The sequence below is a fragment of the Chryseobacterium endophyticum genome (assembly GCF_056333165.1).
Genome location: NZ_JBWGXE010000003.1, coordinates 289,411 through 304,723, shown reverse-complemented (window position 1 = coordinate 304,723; position 15,313 = coordinate 289,411). Strand labels below are relative to the sequence as shown.

Below are 15,313 nucleotides of genomic sequence, written 5' to 3'. Positions count from 1 at the left end.
CCACTGAACTTATCAAAACTCTGGATTATGAAAGCTTTTTTAACGGCCATTCCGTTCTTATTAGGAATCTTCATGAATGCTCAGGAAAATTACATTCAGATCAACGGAAGCACCAATATCAATACTTTTAAATGTACCAACAATACATTCAGGACACCGGGCGGAAGCTTTGCAGTCAGCGATAAAAACCTTCCAAACATTGCGTTAAAAGTAGACGATTTCGACTGCCGCAACAAAATGATGACTTCTGATTTCCAGAAAACGCTTTCTGCAGCAGACCATCCTTATCTTCATATAAAATTCCTTTCTTTAGACAAGAGCAAAGCAGTATACAATGCACAGATCGAAGTGAAGATGATCAACAGAAGCAAAATATACAACATTACTTTTTGCCTCGAAAACGGGAAACTTACCGGCAGAAGAAGTGTAAAGTTCAGTGATTTCGATATTTCACCTCCGAAGAAAATGGGCGGAATGATCGTCGTGAAAGATGACCTCAATCTTGTCTTTGCACTTTCAGCAAACACGCAATAGCAAAACATTCATATTTAGATCAACAAGAAAATGCTTAGAGATTGATGAAGCCTGCAGTATAATTTATGCTGCGGGCTTTTGGTGGCCTATACAATACTGTTTAGTTTTAAACTGAAAACAAGATTATCCGGAAAACCTTCATCTTTCCTGTTTTCTTCCTGTACAAACTGATGGCGTAGAAGTATTTTTTTTGAATGAATATTGCGGCGATCGGTCATTGCCACCATTTCGTTCAAATGAAGCGTATCAGAAGCCAAATTAATGATTCGCTGCAATGCTTCAGACACTATTCTCTGACCATGGTATGCGGGCAGCAGCTCATACCCTACTTCAGCGGTTTTACGGTCTCCCGAAAAATTCCACAGGCAGATGGTGCCGATCAGACCGGGTTGTCCTTTCAGTGAAATGCCCCAATAGAAAGCCTCATTATTCTTCGTTTTTTCTTTAATCGTTAAAATAAACTGCAGCGCATCGTAATTATTTTTGGGTGAATTTCTACGGATAAACGCATTGATTACGTCATTGCTCCTGATCTTTAAAATATCTTCCGCGTGATGTTCACCGATTTCTTTCAATTCCAATCTTTCGGTTTCCAGTTTCATATATATAATGTCATATTTTGGGTTCATTGATATTTTCAAATCTTCAAATTAACTCATTTTCAAACTAAATTCACATTTTCTCACTAAATTTGCATGTGTTTATAAATAAAGAAGATTTAAATGAATTGGAATTTCCGCAATTGCTCGCGGAGATTGCTCCTTTAGCATATTCCCCGAAAACAAGGGAAAAAATTTTACAGCTTCATCCGATGGAGATCGATGAGGCCGAAATTTCCCTGAAAAAAACCTCCGAATACCTGTCCAGCTTCGAGAGTTCGAATGCCATCCCGTTTGATGAATACGATGATATTGAAAGCGAACTTAAATTAATGCTGATCGAAAATTTTCGGCTTGAAAACAGTTCTTTCATTAAAATAAAAACCATCACGGAGCAGATCGGAAAACTTCAGAAATTTTTCCCGACCATGCCGGAAACCTTCCCTACTTTAATAGAAGACGTTTCGGTGCTGGAATTCAGAAAAGAAATCATTGATAAGGTAGATAAGGTTTTCAACCGTTTTGGTGAGGTGAAAAGTGAAGCCTCCCTTGTTTTAAAAAGTTTGAGGGCTGAAATCCAGGTGGCCAAAAAAGCCATCCAGGAGAATTTCAACAGAGCGTTGTTTAATTATGGACAGAGTGAATTTCTTGACGATATCCGTGAAACCATTATTGACGACCAAAGGGTTCTGGCAGTAAAATCGGGATTCAAGAAAAGAGTTCCGGGAAGAGTGCTGGGATTATCGAAAACAGGCTCCATTACCTATATCCAGCCGGATTCCGTAGTAAAACATTATTTCAAGCTTAAGGAAAATGAAGATGAGGAAAAAAAGGAAATTGATAAAATCCTCAGAAAACTGACGGCCGAACTTGCAGAATTCCAGCCTCAGCTTTGGAGGTACCAGAAGTATATTTTCGATCTTGATTTAACGAGAGCGAAAGCCAAATTTGCAGAGCTTATCAATGGGGTTTTACCGAAGATCAACCGCCATAAAACATTAAGATTAAGAGAAGCTTTTCATCCTCTATTATTTTTGAGAAATAAAGCGGAAAACAAAACCATTTTTCCACAGACGCTGGCTTTAACGGATCACAACAGGATTATCTGTATTTCCGGGCCGAATGCGGGAGGAAAATCAATTACCCTGAAAACCGTAGGCTTATTGCAGCTGATGATCCAAAGCGGAATTCTGGTTCCGACACATCCGAAATCCGAAATGTTTTTCTTTGATAAAATCATGACGGACATTGGTGATAACCAGTCGATTGAAAATCATCTCTCCACCTATTCTTCAAGACTGAAGAAAATGGGCGGAATCATCCGTGAAGCCGACGCCAATACCCTATTGTTGATCGATGAATTCGGTACAGGTTCCGATCCTGAACTGGGCGGAGCTTTAGCAGAAAGTTTCCTGGAGTTTTTCTACGATAAGAAAAGTTTCGCGATCATTACCACACACTATACCAACATCAAACTGGTTATTGAACAGCTTCCGAATGCCCAAAATGCAGCCATGCTGTTTAATGAGGAAACCCTGGAGCCGATGTACAAGCTGGAAGTCGGACAGGCCGGGAGTTCCTTTACTTTCGAGGTGGCGGAAAAGAATAAAATCCCAAGATTTATCATTCACTCCGCAAAGAAAAAAGTGGAACACGATATCGTAAATCTTGACAAAACGATCGTAAAACTTCAGCAGGAAAAGTATGAAGTCGAAAAGCTGAAAACCGACCTTGCAGAAAGGAAGGAATCTGTGGAAGATAAGCGTGACAACCTGCAGAAACTAAACGATCAGCTTCAGCAAAAGCTTTATAATTTCCAGAAGCTTTATGAGGAGGAACACCGTAAGTTGCAGTTCGGAAACAAAATTGAAACATTCATAGACAGCTATACCAAAGGAAAATCCAGAAAAGATGTGGTGAAAGATTTTGTGAAACTTCTCGAGCAGGAAAAATTCCGTAAGCTGGGAGCCGACAAGGATGAAAGCAAAAGGCTACAGGTGGTGAAAAGGAAAATCACGCAGCAGCTGAAAAAAGAAGAAGTCATCGAAAAAATTGCAGAAACCAACGAAAAGCTTGAAGAAAAAAGAAAAACCGACCGGGCTTTGTGGATGAAAGTAGGACAACGCGTCCGTATCACCGGAAGCACGAGTGTAGGAACCATCGAAAAAATTTCGAGAAATAAGGTGATTGTGAACTACGGGACGTTTAAGACGACAATCGACGCCGAGGAGCTGGAAAGGATTTAACTGTAAGGATGACTGTAAAAACGCAAATTACATTCAGGGATTTTTTAGTTTTTCATATAAAAAATTCTTCACTGAAGCTCATACTCTTCGCCTTGATTCTGCTGGTATTTTTCATCATGAAAGAATCGACGGACGGCAGCACGGAAACGGATATATGGCAATCGGCTTCGATTTGGTTTGCTGTTTTGGTTTTGTTCATTATCATCCGGTCTTTTTTTAGCGTAAGGTTTATTTACAGCTCGAACAAGAATATCCAGGAAAGCATTACCTACACTTTCACGAAAGAAAAAATTTTCATTCAAGGGGAGACTTTCGAAGGGGATTTTGCGTGGAATTCGGTTTATAAAGTCAAGGAGAAAAAAGACTGGTTCCTGATTTACCAAAATGCGCAGGTCATGAATATGGTTCCGAAAAAGTTCTTTACAAGAGCTCAGATCCTGGAACTCAGACATATCATTAAACATAATCATGTCAAGTCAAAACTTAGAAAAGATTAATGTTTTTTAAACTATAACGGAAGAAAGTGTTCAGAAAGGAGAATATCTGTTTTTGAACGCTTTCTTTTTTTAGACCATTAAAAAAAAATAACCACTATTTTGAAAGACAGATGATCAGTAGGTTTTCAATAAAATTTAGTTGTTTTTAATGTTTATTGAAAACAAATTAAACATTTAGGAGAATTGCTGCTTCATTAGTATCTTCAGAAAAGCATTAAATTAATATATTTGAACTGTCAAAAAAAATTCATGATGATTTCCGTAAACAAGACTCTGTATTTATCCGTTTTCAGTTTTCTACTAATGTCTTTTGCCAAAGGGCAGGAGAAAGTTCCTTTCGGTGTGGTAAAAGCTGAAGAAGGATATGCCATGGTACGGGTTCATAAGGATGACTACCGGAAAATCATTGATAAAATCCGGATGAAAACCGGTGATGTTTTTATTTATGTGAAACCGGCTCCCGGTGAAACCGAATGGATCTGGATCAAATATCCTGAAAAAGATGACACCGACAAGCCTTTCGTACGCTACGACAGCATTACCAAAGAAGGAATGGTAAATAAAAACCGCGTGGTTTTCATCGATAAGCTGCCCCAGTTTACGCCTTCCAAATCAAAAAACGGTAAATCGCTTATCTTTACGGATGACACCAATCCTAAGGTTCCGGGAAATCAGAGAACAAAAGTAATCATTGATGTTTACCCTTCTTATGCAAAACTCAAAAAGCAGGAAAAAGATGCCGACGGGAATATTGTAAAAATCGACAAAGTAAAATCATGGGGCGTAGGAAAGGAACTTCCTGAAGGCCTTACGGAAATAAAATCAATCAGGGTCCAGCAGCCGGGAAGAGGCTCCGTTTTTGTAAGGGATGCCATTAAAAACATGTTCCAGCCCACCATGGATTTCAGCAATGTGGGCGTAACAGCCATTGACAACGATCATATTTTCCTATACATGATCAATGGCTCCGGCGAAAATAAATATACAACCATCTGGACCATCAAACAGGGAAAAGTTCAAAGCCAGATCATTTATAAAAATCCTGAATAATCCATCAATTATCATTATGTTTGCACCCGGAAAGATTGGGGTTAACGGTTTTCCGTTTCCTTATTCTTTTCAGGAAAACGGTTTTGCTTAACTGCAGATTAAAAGGGAATCGTGTGAGAATCACGAACTGTCGCGCAACTGTAAGTAACTGAAGTCTTTATAAAAAATCCACTGTGCTGGCCATGGGAAGGAATAAAGATGTTACAAGTCAGGAGACCTGCCTTTTTCTTTATCATAAAAAACTTTCGCGATTTGAAGTTTATTGATCTAAGAATACTCAGGGATTTCTCTCTGCTCTTTCTGCTGTCCTTAAACTCGTCATTTCGCTTTAATTATAATGAAATATGACTACAGAAGAAAGAATTGAAGCCTCGGAAACCAGAATTTTCAAAGCCGTTTTCCCCAATACAACGAATCATTACGACACCCTTTTCGGAGGAACCGCGATGCAGCTCATGGATGAGGTTGCTTTTATCGCCGCAACACGATTTGCAAGAAAGCGCGTGGTAACCGTGAGCAGCGATAAGATCGACTTCAAAAGATCCATCCCCGCCGGAACGATCATAGAACTGATCGGGAAAGTCGTTCACGTGGGAAACACAAGTATGAGGGTAAATGTAGAAATTTATACCGAACAGATGTATTCGTATGAAAGGGAGCGGGCCATTGTAGGCGATTTTACCTTTGTAGCTATTGATGAATTCAAGAAACCAATTCAAATATTATAAGGTGCTCCGGCGGCCTTTGGCCGCCGGAGCCAATTTTCAAAATGTCTTTTAATCGGTTTCGGCGGGCAAGCCCGCCGAAACCTTTTTTTAAGCATACAATCTGTGAGATTTTTATAGTGAATTACTTTTATTTAGCTTTAAAAATCAATTCAATAGCAAAAAGACGTTTGCATAACATTTAAATTTATTTTAAAACTTTCTCCGTCTCCAGATTTTTAATCAGCAGCAGTTGAAATGCCTCTCCCAATTCATCGGATGCTCTGCTGATCGCATTTTCCAGCATATTTCTGATTTGTTTTTCGGTCACTCCCGCTTCGGTCCAGCTTTTTCCTGAAGTATGGGAATTCAGGATAAAAGGCATAATCCGGTCGATTGCGCAGGCGAAAATGGCGTCCGGTGTCTGTTCTTCTTCAAATTCCAGCCAGAGATTGAAGAATTCGGATCTTAAGGGTTCGTCAAGGATTCCGAAAATCTTTTGCGCGGAAACCTTTTCCCTTTCAAACTTGCCGACCATGGCCGCTTCGTCAAACAAGAAAGTATCTCCGGCTTCAATTTCCACAAGATCATGAATAGAAAGCATCCTGATCACCCTCAGCAAATCGATATCTGCCCTGTTTTTGGCGTAAGGAAACAGAATCTGTGCAAGGATGATAATCTGCCAGGAATGCTCTGCGGTATTTTCCCTCCTGGAATCATCGGCATTAAAGTTTCTTCGCTGTACATTTTTCAGGGCATCAACGGCCAGGATAAAATCGATTTCTTTTTGAATCTTCATTTTTTAATTTTCTTTATAATATTCACTGATTGGATACGTTTTGATGCTGGTAACCCATTTATCATCAACAAATTCACGTTTTGTAACCTTCACTTTTTCACCGCCTGTCGCATCTTCTTCCAATTCATACACTTTAAACAACCCTCTTTGCGGCAAAACGGAGTATTCGGTGGTTAAGTGCCAGCAGCAGCCTGATTTTGAATAGGTAATCAATCTTTTCCTTTCAGCATCCGTATTAAACATTCCAAGGTTTTCATGAGCCAGGGCGGTTAATTCTTCGCTTAAGACAAATCTTTTGCGGGTACTGTTATAGACGTACACATCATAAGACGGGCCTCCGTAGCCACTTTCATTCCCGTTTCTCACTGCAAGATCTTCGGTTCCGTCGAAATTGAAATCATCAAAAATCAATGGACTTTGATCATTGTAAAGCTGGATAATATTAACGGTCGGCTTCTGGTTTTCATTCAGATAAAAATTAAGATTATCCGATTTCAGGGTCTGAATCAGGGCAGCAGTCTTTTTGTCATAAAGGTTTATGGTTGCTTTTCCTTCACATTCGTCTTTACTGCAGGTCTCCACATTTATTTTTACATTATAATGGGATGATCCGTCATTGATCTCAAACTGATGCTGAGCCGAAATATAGATATTAATGAACAGAAAAGGCAGTAAAAATTTCAGGCGTATCATATGTGCAGAATGTAAAATAAGTTTAATCGGATACAAAATTAGGGGTTTTAATTCAGAGTCTGCCCTAAATCTCCATGGTAATTTAAATTAAAAATCGCACATTTTTTTTAAATTTTATTTTAAAAAGATCTTAATTTTCATAAAACAAAAATTCCGGCTTAAAAATAATTTACCTGATTATCAATAACTTAAATAAATTAATAAAATAATTTCACTACTTTGTATTGCATAATACCATTTTAATTACATATCTTTGTAATGTAAAATCGAAGAAGGATCATCTAGCTAGGTTCCGGAATTCGAAAATTATATAACTAATTAACAAAACTTATTAAAGATGAATACTGAAAATACCAAAGCGCAAATGCGAAAAGGGATTCTGGAATTCTGTATTTTAAGTCTCATCAATCATCGCGAAATGTATGTTTCCGACTTAATCGATGAACTGAAAAAAGGAAAACTGGATGTCGTGGAAGGAACACTCTACCCTCTTTTAACGAGATTAAAAAATGGTGAGTTTCTTTCGTACAGATGGGAAGAATCTACAGGAGGGCCTCCCAGAAAATACTACCAGATCACTGAAAAGGGTAAGCTGTTTTTAGATGAACTTCAGAATACCTGGAACGAATTAACAAATTCAGTCAATCAAATTACTCAAAAAAATTAAAAAACAAAGCTATGAACAAAACACTCTCAATAGGACTCGCAGGTTTTTCTTTCACGATAGAAGAACACGCATATATAAAGCTAAGCGATTACCTGAACGCACTGAGAAGCTCACTGGATGCTTCTGAAGCAGACGAGGTAATGCACGACATAGAAATCAGAATGGTGGAAATCTTCAAAGATTCTATGGCAAAACGTGAAGTGATCAATGATTCTGATGTAGAAAGAGTTATTGCACAGATCGGAAGCCCTGAAAAAATCGAAGAACAGGAAGAAGCCTATTATTCTGAAAAAAACACCAAAAGAACAGGTAGCGCAGGAACTGAATATTCTGATAAAAAGCAGCTGTTCCGTGATCCTGAAAGACAGAAAATTGCCGGAGTTTGCGCAGGTCTTGCCCATTATGTAGGAATGGATATCACCGCAATGAGAGCCATCTGGCTGGGAATTTTCATCCTGGGAATTTTTACGGCCGCCGTATCATCAACACTGGTTTTCCTTCTTTATGTAATCCTTTGGGCAGTATTACCAAAAGCTGAAACAGCAGCAGATTTCCTGAAAATGAAGGGAAAGCCTATGAACTTCGACAATCTTAAGAATGAGTCTAATAAGCTGGTACAGTTTGCCAACGAATCTACTCAGAGGGTCGGAGAAATCTATATCGAAAACAAGCCTTACATCAATAACGCAGGAAGCGGATTATGGAATGTCGTACGATATATTTTAGGTGGAATTTTTGCCTTCATGTCTTTGTCCTGCCTGATCGGCGTATTCGTGGTATTCGGTTTCATGGGCGCAGACAGCGATTTTCCGCCTGTGAGCGAAATGAATTTCTACTTCGACAACGACAATATGAAATACGTCATCATGGCGCTGATCACTTTGGGAAGTTTATTGCCTGCCATGTTATTCGGGCTGCTAAGTATTAAATTAATTTCACCTAAAACAAAACTGAGAAATACAGGCTGGGTAATCGGAGCACTGTTCCTTGCACTGATCTCTTTAGGGACTTACTTCGGATTCAGCATGGCTAAAAAAGAAATGTTCCTGAAGGGCCATAAAGAAGATACGGAAGAAGTTTCCATCAATACCAATTCCGACACCATTTATGTTGATTACAAGCAGGTTACCATTCCTCAAAATTTCAAGGGATACGATGATGATATTTATTCTGATAAAATCTCTGTCTACGAAAAAGACTGGATCCACATGGATGTTACAAGAAAAGCTGATATTAAGACACCTTATCTGATCATCAAGAAAGAAGCTAAAGGATACAACCTTCCACTGAACGTCAATGTCCCGGTAGAAATCATCAACAATAAAGTGATTCTTCCCAATTATATCAAATATCCTTATGAGCATAGATTCAGAGATTACAGCATTGATTACGAACTTGTTGTTCCTTTAAAGACAGTCGTTATTCCTGGAAAAAATGACGGAATAAGCTTCGACGGCGATCTTAATGCAGACGGAATCAACGATAACGACCAGGAAAAAGACGAGGACGGAAACATCAAAATCGAAAAAAATAAAATCACGGTAAACGGGTCGACCATAGAATATGATTCCGATGACGAAGACAGCATCATTGTAAACGGTAAAAGAGTTCCCAGCAACCAGGCCGATAAAGTGATCGATTCTATGAAACACAGCATCAAAAAGATGAAAGGCGCCAATATCGACTTCAAAGTTGATAAGGATAAAAACGAAATTTCCATACAAACTAAATAACTAAATTATAGAGAGTGGCTGAAGGTGTGAATGGATAGCCCAATCGTTTGAAATTCACACCCTTCTTCCCTCACCGGAATTAAAATAAATTAAAATTTAGTTCGTTATGTAAATAAATTAGTTTACATTTGTATAGTAAAAGAATAACCAAAAAACACTCAAAAATATTAACTAATCATGATACAACTGGCATTAGAAATTGTAATGAAAATCGTAGATTTAATCAGCGGTTTATTTTAAGAGCGATAATATTTCAATATATTTGTAAAGTATAACCAAAGTTTGGTTATACTTTTTTGTTTTTAATTCAGATTTTATGAGAAAGCTTTTAGGCAAAATAATATTAAAATTAATGGGTTGGCAGGTCGTTTTGCAAGGCGACGTCAACAGCCTCAACCGATGCATTCTGGTGGTTGCACCCCATACCCACAATATGGAATATCTTCTGGGAAACCTTGCCTACTGGTCTCTTAAAAAGCCTTTAAAAATAATCATCAAGGATGCCCATACCAAAGCATGGTACGGCGGATTGGTAAAAGGACTGGGAGGCATCGGTATCGACAGAAGCCAGAAAAATGATCTGGTCAATTTCGTAGCGAAACAATTTGCCAAAGATGACTTCAGCCTGGTGATCACTCCGGAAGGCACAAGGAGCTGGGTCCCGAAATGGAGAAAAGGATTTTACCACATGGCACTGGCAGCAAAAGTTCCGATCGTCCTTGCGGCGGGAGATTTCAAAAGAAAAATCATTTATCTGGGCTATACCATTCCTTACGAGAGAATTGAAACGGCTACGTTTGCTGAAATCATGGCCGAAATTCAGGAATATTACATCAAAAATGATATTGTTCCTAAAGTTCCTGAAAACTGGAATCCCAATATTATGGGGAATGATTCGTAAGTTAGAAGTTAGAAGTTAGAAGTTAACAAAATTAATTATTAATTATCAATCATCATTTATCAATCATCATTCATCATTCATCAATCATCGCTTATCATATATGTACATTAAAGATAAAACAAAAGAGGAAATATTAGAATTCATCAACAGCTGGGGTGAGGAAACTTTTGCGAAGACTTTGGAGATAAAATTTATCGACATTGATATTGATCATGAAACCCTGACAGCCACGATGCCTATTTTACCGAGAATTCATCAGCCTTTCGGGATCATGCACGGTGGGGCAAGCTGCGTACTGGCGGAAACCATGGGCTCAAGCCTGTCAAATATTTTCATTGACGGAGAAAAATATTTCGGGGTCGGAACGAACATCAACACCAACCATTTAAGGAGCAAGAAAGACGGACTGGTAACAGCGGTGGCCAGATTTATCAGAAAAGGAAAAACAATGCATGTTTCGGAAATTGAGATCAGGGACGAAAAGAACCAGCTGATCAGTCATACCACCATGACCAATACGATCATCAACAGATAAACTACAGAAGCTCAAAAAAAATTTGAGCTTTTTTTATTTTTTGCTGCAACTTTTTCGGAATGGTGCATCTAATAAGAAAAGAATGACTATGAAAACTCTAATTTTACCTTTTTTATTTTTATTAGCTTTTCTTGTTTCTTGTGGACAAGATGAAGAAGTATCAGTTCAGAAAACAAATTCTTATGATGTTTATGTTTCCGGTAAGGAAAACAGTCACTTTTGCTATTGGAAAAATGGGACTAAGCACAACATCACCGATATTCCTGCAGAATCGGCACCATCAGAAATTTTTGTTGATGCAAATGATGTTTACGTTAAAGGAAGATACGGGTATTGGAAAAACGGAAATTATATTACCTACGCACAGGCTGCAGGAACTACAAGTCAGGATGTCATTGATATTTTCGATTTATTTGTAAAAAATGGAAATGTATATTTCGCAGGCTACACGTGGCAGACCAACAATCCTGCAACAGATAAATTTGAATTCTGCTACTGGAAAAACGGTGCAAAAATACTGTTGTTTAAAGATTCGTCAACATATAATGATAACTGTAGTATTACAGAATTCAACAATGACGTGTATGTCGGTGCACAAAAAAATACCTCCGGAATTATGAATCACGGATACTTTAAAAACAATGTCTTTTACCCGGTCGCCACCGGATACCAATATATCACTGAGGTAGTTTCCAATGAAACAAATGTCTACTTTTCTTCGCTTTTTTATTATAAAAATTTAATTTCCGGCTTACAGACAAATTTTACTCCTACTCCTACCAGTGGCAGCTATAAACCTGCATTGGATCAAAATGACGTTTATATTAACGGAAGATTCGCCATGTATTATAAAAACTCAGTTGCCATCGCATTCACTTCGCCATTCCCGATTATTCAGGATATGAAAGTTACCGATCAAAATGTGTATATGATAAGAAACAATTTTAACAATACTGAATATAAGGTGTTCATTAATGATGTAGAGACTCAATCTCTCCAGAACGTAAACTCTGCTTCCAGTTTTAACAATATTGCAGTTGTAAAAAATTAAATATGTCAAACTCAGACTGGCAAAAAATATACAGCAATTATTCCCCAAAACTCCTGGGGATTTGTCGCAGGTATATACAAGATATTTACACAGCCGAAGATATTGTGCATGACAGTTTCATCACGGCAATCCAGAAAACCCACCAGCTGAACGACGAGAAAGCAATGTTCGCATGGCTTAAGAAAATTGTCGTGAACAATGCTTTACAACATATCCGCAAGTACAGCAAAGATACTTTTGTGTCCACCGAATCATCAGAAATTCCAGATACCAATATAGAAATGGATCATCCTACCTGGGAAGAAAAGAACATCTTCATTTATGATTTTACCCGTGAAGAACTGCTGTCATCCATCGACAATCTTCCGCCACATCACAAATCTGTTTTCAATTTGTATTTTATTGAAAATCATTCACATGCGGAAATTTCAGGTTTATTGGGAATTACCGTCAATACCTCAAAATCCCATCTCCTGAGAGCGAAAAAATCGGTTCAGAATTATTTGGTGAATAACTTTGTCAATCAAAATACCCCGAAAAATAAAATCGCACAACTTCTGGTTCTGTTCGGAATGGGAGGACTACTTTGGGCACAGACCTTCAAAGGCAAGTTTGCTGAATTTAAAATTCAGCCATCTAAAAAACTGGAAATTCCATCAAATACAAAAATCGTAACAAGTCCGGTTTCATTCATGGGTAGATCGTTTACCCGCAAAATAATCATCGGGACGACTTTTCTTATCATTATCATAACATCATTATTTTTATTTAATCATCAAAAAAAATCATCCCTAAAAAATTTCCCTGATACCTCTTTATTAACAAAAACGAATACAGAAAAAACCATGGATGCCGAATCAAACAGTCATAATGGAAAGGCTGTACAGAAGGCAGGTTTACAGTTAAATGATGAAGCAATTAAAACCAAAACGACATTAAATAAACTTAAAGAAAAACCTTCGGATAAATCGGAAACTGAGGAAGTGAAAAATATAGTTTCAGAAAAGAACAGCAAAAAGATGTTGATGAAAGACTCACTCCATGAAATGCCTCAAAAAGTGATCGTTGTGAAAAAAATTATCAAAAGAGACACCATATTTATAGAAAGATAAACACGGAATCATGACGTCAAGGAAGCTATTTTTTCTTTTTTTAATATTTTTCGTAAACTTTTCACAGGCTCAGCGACGAAAAAAAGTAGACACAATCTATGTCTATGAAAAAGTTGTGGTTTACGATACGGTTTATCTGATAAAACCTTTACATTTTAAATCTAATGATCTGATATTTGGATCCCCAAAAGTGCAAGAAAAATCTTTCGTCCGGAATATCTATCAGGAAGAACTTGAAAAACAACGGGCTAAAAGGAGAATCAGCGGAACGAAAAATAACAGCTTTGAATATGGCATTGAAGCAGGAATCGGCTTCAAAAAAAGTGAATGGTCCAAAGCCTTTTCAGCAGATAAAGAACAGTTCGGAGAAAATATGGGCATCTGGTTTTCGAAAAGTTTATTCGACAATCTGAACATGATGCTGTCTGCCAATATCTATCACTGGAATTCGACTTTTGACATTGATGCCAGTAAAGACGAGAGCAGTCTTAATGGCTTTTATTTTACAGAAGATCATCAGCCGCTGCTTTTCCAGCGTTTCAACAATAAACATTTCGATTACACCTTACAGCTTAAAGCTTTGTATGAATGGAAAGGCTGGCGTCCCTTTGCCGGAATTCTTGTGAATCAGAATACCTATAAAATGCAGTTTTTAATTCCCGAAAATAATGTCCTGTCGAAGATGGATGATTTTAAGAGCAGACAAACCTACGTAGGATTTTCATTCGGTCTTCAGTACAGATTTTTTAGAAAATTCCTTTTATCATTAGAATACCAGCAATACAAAATGAAAAACATTTCCTTAAAAAACAGCTCGTTTGATTTTGAGATTTTTCAGACGAACAATACCTTTGCAGAAAGAAAAATCAACTTTGGGATTTCATACCGTATTTCCCGAAACTGATTTTTAAAAACGTTATTAAATGATTTATTTTAAACTTCCATTTGACGAAAACCTTTATTCTACCGATAAAAACAATGACGAAAACAACATTACTTTTTATCCGTTTGAAGGCTCAGAACTGAATAAACATTACGGAAAAATCATTAAAGTAAATCATGAGAATGCAGATGAAATAACGCTCATAACATCATCATTACCAAAAGATAATACCCAATTAACAGCTGAAACCCAAAGTGAATATTTAACCAATCTCGAAAAGGTCATCGGCACCATCAATGAAAATCAGCTTCCTAAATTGGTGTATTCAAGACGAAAAATATTCACTGATTTCCGTGAAATTGATCTTCAGAAAAGTTACGAAAACCTTTGTGCTTCATATCCTAATGCATTCCGGTATATTTTTATTAATGAAGAAGTTGCGTGGATGGGTGCTTTCTCTGAGGTTTTAGGTAAATTCGACAAAAAGACACGCCGGTTTGAAACCATGAGCCTTGCAGGAACGCTTCCGGTCTCAGAAACGTGGTCTGAGAAGGAGATCGAAGAACAGAAACCCGTCACCGAATACATCAGGAATATCCTTAAAACCTATTCCTCAAAAATCGAAGAATCTTCTACGTACGACCATATTTCGGGAAATATTAAACACCTGAGAACAGATTTTAAAGCTGATATCAATCCTGGAGATCTGGACGAAATCATTAAAAATTTACATCCGACACCGGCAGTTTGCGGGATTCCGAAAGATTTCTGTAAAGGCAAAATTCGTGAACTGGAAAAATTTCCGAGAGAACTGTATGCCGGCTATATAAAAATAGAAACTGAAGAAACCGTTTATTATTTTGTAAATCTTCGCTGCTGTAAACTTTACCAGGATTCGGTTCACATTTTCGTCGGGGGCGGCATTACCGCTCAAAGTAATCCGGAAAAAGAATGGCGGGAAACTGAGCTGAAATCAGAGGCAATCCTTAAAAACCTTTCGGTTACGCCTTAATGATTTGTAAAAGATAAATTCATATCAATGCATTACTGGTAAACACAAAAAAAACCTCTTCCGTGCTAAAAGAGGTTTTATATCTTACTAAAAATTAATTCTTTATTTCTTTACGCCGATCTTGCTCCAGGTATTCATTACGAAAAGCAAAATGAGACCAATTACAGCTGATGCTGCTGAAAACACAAACTTCGAATTATCTTCTGACAACATATCGGATTGCCAGTCAAGCGCATAAATATTGATTGCGATAAACACAATAAAAACGACTAAAAATACTTTATAAAACTTCTGCAT

17 protein-coding genes and 1 riboswitch are annotated in these 15,313 nt (G+C 37.6%); of the genes, 13 read left to right on the top strand and 4 right to left on the bottom strand.

Annotated features, from left to right (window positions below; all coding sequences use genetic code 11):
- Positions 1-27 precede the first annotated feature (27 nt).
- On the top strand, positions 28-534 hold the full coding sequence (locus AC0N32_RS09530) for a hypothetical protein (protein ID WP_476393617.1): 507 nt from the start codon (positions 28-30) through the stop codon (positions 532-534).
- Positions 535-620: 86 nt separating this feature from the next.
- Here AC0N32_RS09530 and AC0N32_RS09525 read toward each other — a convergent pair whose 3' ends face one another.
- The gene (locus tag AC0N32_RS09525) at positions 621-1,136 is read right to left on the bottom strand and encodes a GNAT family N-acetyltransferase (RefSeq protein WP_476393616.1); all 516 of its coding nucleotides are present in this window, start codon (positions 1,134-1,136) and stop codon (positions 621-623) included.
- 95 nt (positions 1,137-1,231) lie between these two features.
- On the opposite strand from AC0N32_RS09525, the gene AC0N32_RS09520 reads away from it, so the two are divergent.
- From AC0N32_RS09520 to AC0N32_RS09505, 4 genes are all read left to right on the top strand, one after another.
- The gene (locus AC0N32_RS09520) at positions 1,232-3,379 is read left to right on the top strand and encodes an endonuclease MutS2 (RefSeq protein ID WP_476393615.1); all 2,148 of its coding nucleotides are present in this window, start codon (positions 1,232-1,234) and stop codon (positions 3,377-3,379) included.
- A gap of 116 nt (positions 3,380-3,495) precedes the next feature.
- Positions 3,496-3,876, top strand: coding sequence for a YcxB family protein (locus tag AC0N32_RS09515; RefSeq protein WP_476393614.1), 381 nt, complete (start codon positions 3,496-3,498; stop codon positions 3,874-3,876).
- A gap of 228 nt (positions 3,877-4,104) precedes the next feature.
- Complete coding sequence (locus tag AC0N32_RS09510; protein ID WP_476393613.1) at positions 4,105-4,926, top strand: hypothetical protein; 822 nt, start codon at positions 4,105-4,107, stop codon at positions 4,924-4,926.
- Positions 4,927-4,987: 61 nt separating this feature from the next.
- Positions 4,988-5,165: riboswitch (cobalamin riboswitch) on the top strand.
- Positions 5,166-5,270: 105 nt separating this feature from the next.
- Complete coding sequence (locus AC0N32_RS09505) at positions 5,271-5,654, top strand: acyl-CoA thioesterase (protein ID WP_476393612.1); 384 nt, start codon at positions 5,271-5,273, stop codon at positions 5,652-5,654.
- Positions 5,655-5,838: 184 nt separating this feature from the next.
- Here the strand turns inward: AC0N32_RS09505 and AC0N32_RS09500 are convergent, their stop codons facing one another.
- Positions 5,839-6,429, bottom strand: coding sequence for an HD domain-containing protein (locus AC0N32_RS09500; protein WP_476393611.1), 591 nt, complete (start codon positions 6,427-6,429; stop codon positions 5,839-5,841).
- Positions 6,430-6,432: 3 nt separating this feature from the next.
- Positions 6,433-7,122 carry an XAC2610-related protein gene (locus AC0N32_RS09495; RefSeq protein WP_476393610.1) on the bottom strand — a complete coding sequence of 230 codons (690 nt, stop codon included), beginning with the start codon at positions 7,120-7,122 and terminating at the stop codon, positions 6,433-6,435.
- A 337-nt stretch (positions 7,123-7,459) separates the two neighbouring features.
- Here AC0N32_RS09495 and AC0N32_RS09490 point away from each other — a divergent pair, with 337 nt between their 5' ends.
- The 8 genes from AC0N32_RS09490 to AC0N32_RS09455 all read left to right on the top strand — a co-directional run bounded on the left by AC0N32_RS09490 (position 7,460) and on the right by AC0N32_RS09455 (position 15,016).
- Positions 7,460-7,789, top strand: coding sequence for a PadR family transcriptional regulator (locus tag AC0N32_RS09490; protein WP_072952756.1), 330 nt, complete (start codon positions 7,460-7,462; stop codon positions 7,787-7,789).
- Positions 7,790-7,800: 11 nt separating this feature from the next.
- The gene (locus AC0N32_RS09485) at positions 7,801-9,522 is read left to right on the top strand and encodes a PspC domain-containing protein (RefSeq protein ID WP_476393609.1); all 1,722 of its coding nucleotides are present in this window, start codon (positions 7,801-7,803) and stop codon (positions 9,520-9,522) included.
- A 316-nt stretch (positions 9,523-9,838) separates the two neighbouring features.
- On the top strand, positions 9,839-10,423 hold the full coding sequence (locus AC0N32_RS09480; RefSeq protein ID WP_476393608.1) for a 1-acyl-sn-glycerol-3-phosphate acyltransferase: 585 nt from the start codon (positions 9,839-9,841) through the stop codon (positions 10,421-10,423).
- A gap of 106 nt (positions 10,424-10,529) precedes the next feature.
- Complete coding sequence (locus AC0N32_RS09475) at positions 10,530-10,958, top strand: PaaI family thioesterase (RefSeq protein WP_476393788.1); 429 nt, start codon at positions 10,530-10,532, stop codon at positions 10,956-10,958.
- An 88-nt stretch (positions 10,959-11,046) separates the two neighbouring features.
- Positions 11,047-12,009 carry a hypothetical protein gene (locus AC0N32_RS09470; RefSeq protein WP_476393607.1) on the top strand — a complete coding sequence of 321 codons (963 nt, stop codon included), beginning with the start codon at positions 11,047-11,049 and terminating at the stop codon, positions 12,007-12,009.
- A 2-nt stretch (positions 12,010-12,011) separates the two neighbouring features.
- On the top strand, positions 12,012-13,121 hold the full coding sequence (locus AC0N32_RS09465; RefSeq protein ID WP_476393606.1) for an RNA polymerase sigma factor: 1,110 nt from the start codon (positions 12,012-12,014) through the stop codon (positions 13,119-13,121).
- 190 nt (positions 13,122-13,311) lie between these two features.
- Positions 13,312-14,025 (top strand): hypothetical protein, encoded by a 714-nt coding sequence (locus AC0N32_RS09460; RefSeq protein ID WP_476393605.1) that lies wholly within the window; start codon positions 13,312-13,314, stop codon positions 14,023-14,025.
- Between the two features lie 19 nt (positions 14,026-14,044).
- Positions 14,045-15,016, top strand: a complete 972-nt coding sequence (locus AC0N32_RS09455) for a chorismate-binding protein (protein ID WP_476393604.1) — start codon at positions 14,045-14,047, stop codon at positions 15,014-15,016.
- A 102-nt stretch (positions 15,017-15,118) separates the two neighbouring features.
- On the opposite strand, the gene AC0N32_RS09450 is transcribed toward AC0N32_RS09455, so the two are convergent.
- On the bottom strand, positions 15,119-15,313 hold the full coding sequence (locus tag AC0N32_RS09450; RefSeq protein ID WP_476393603.1) for a hypothetical protein: 195 nt from the start codon (positions 15,311-15,313) through the stop codon (positions 15,119-15,121).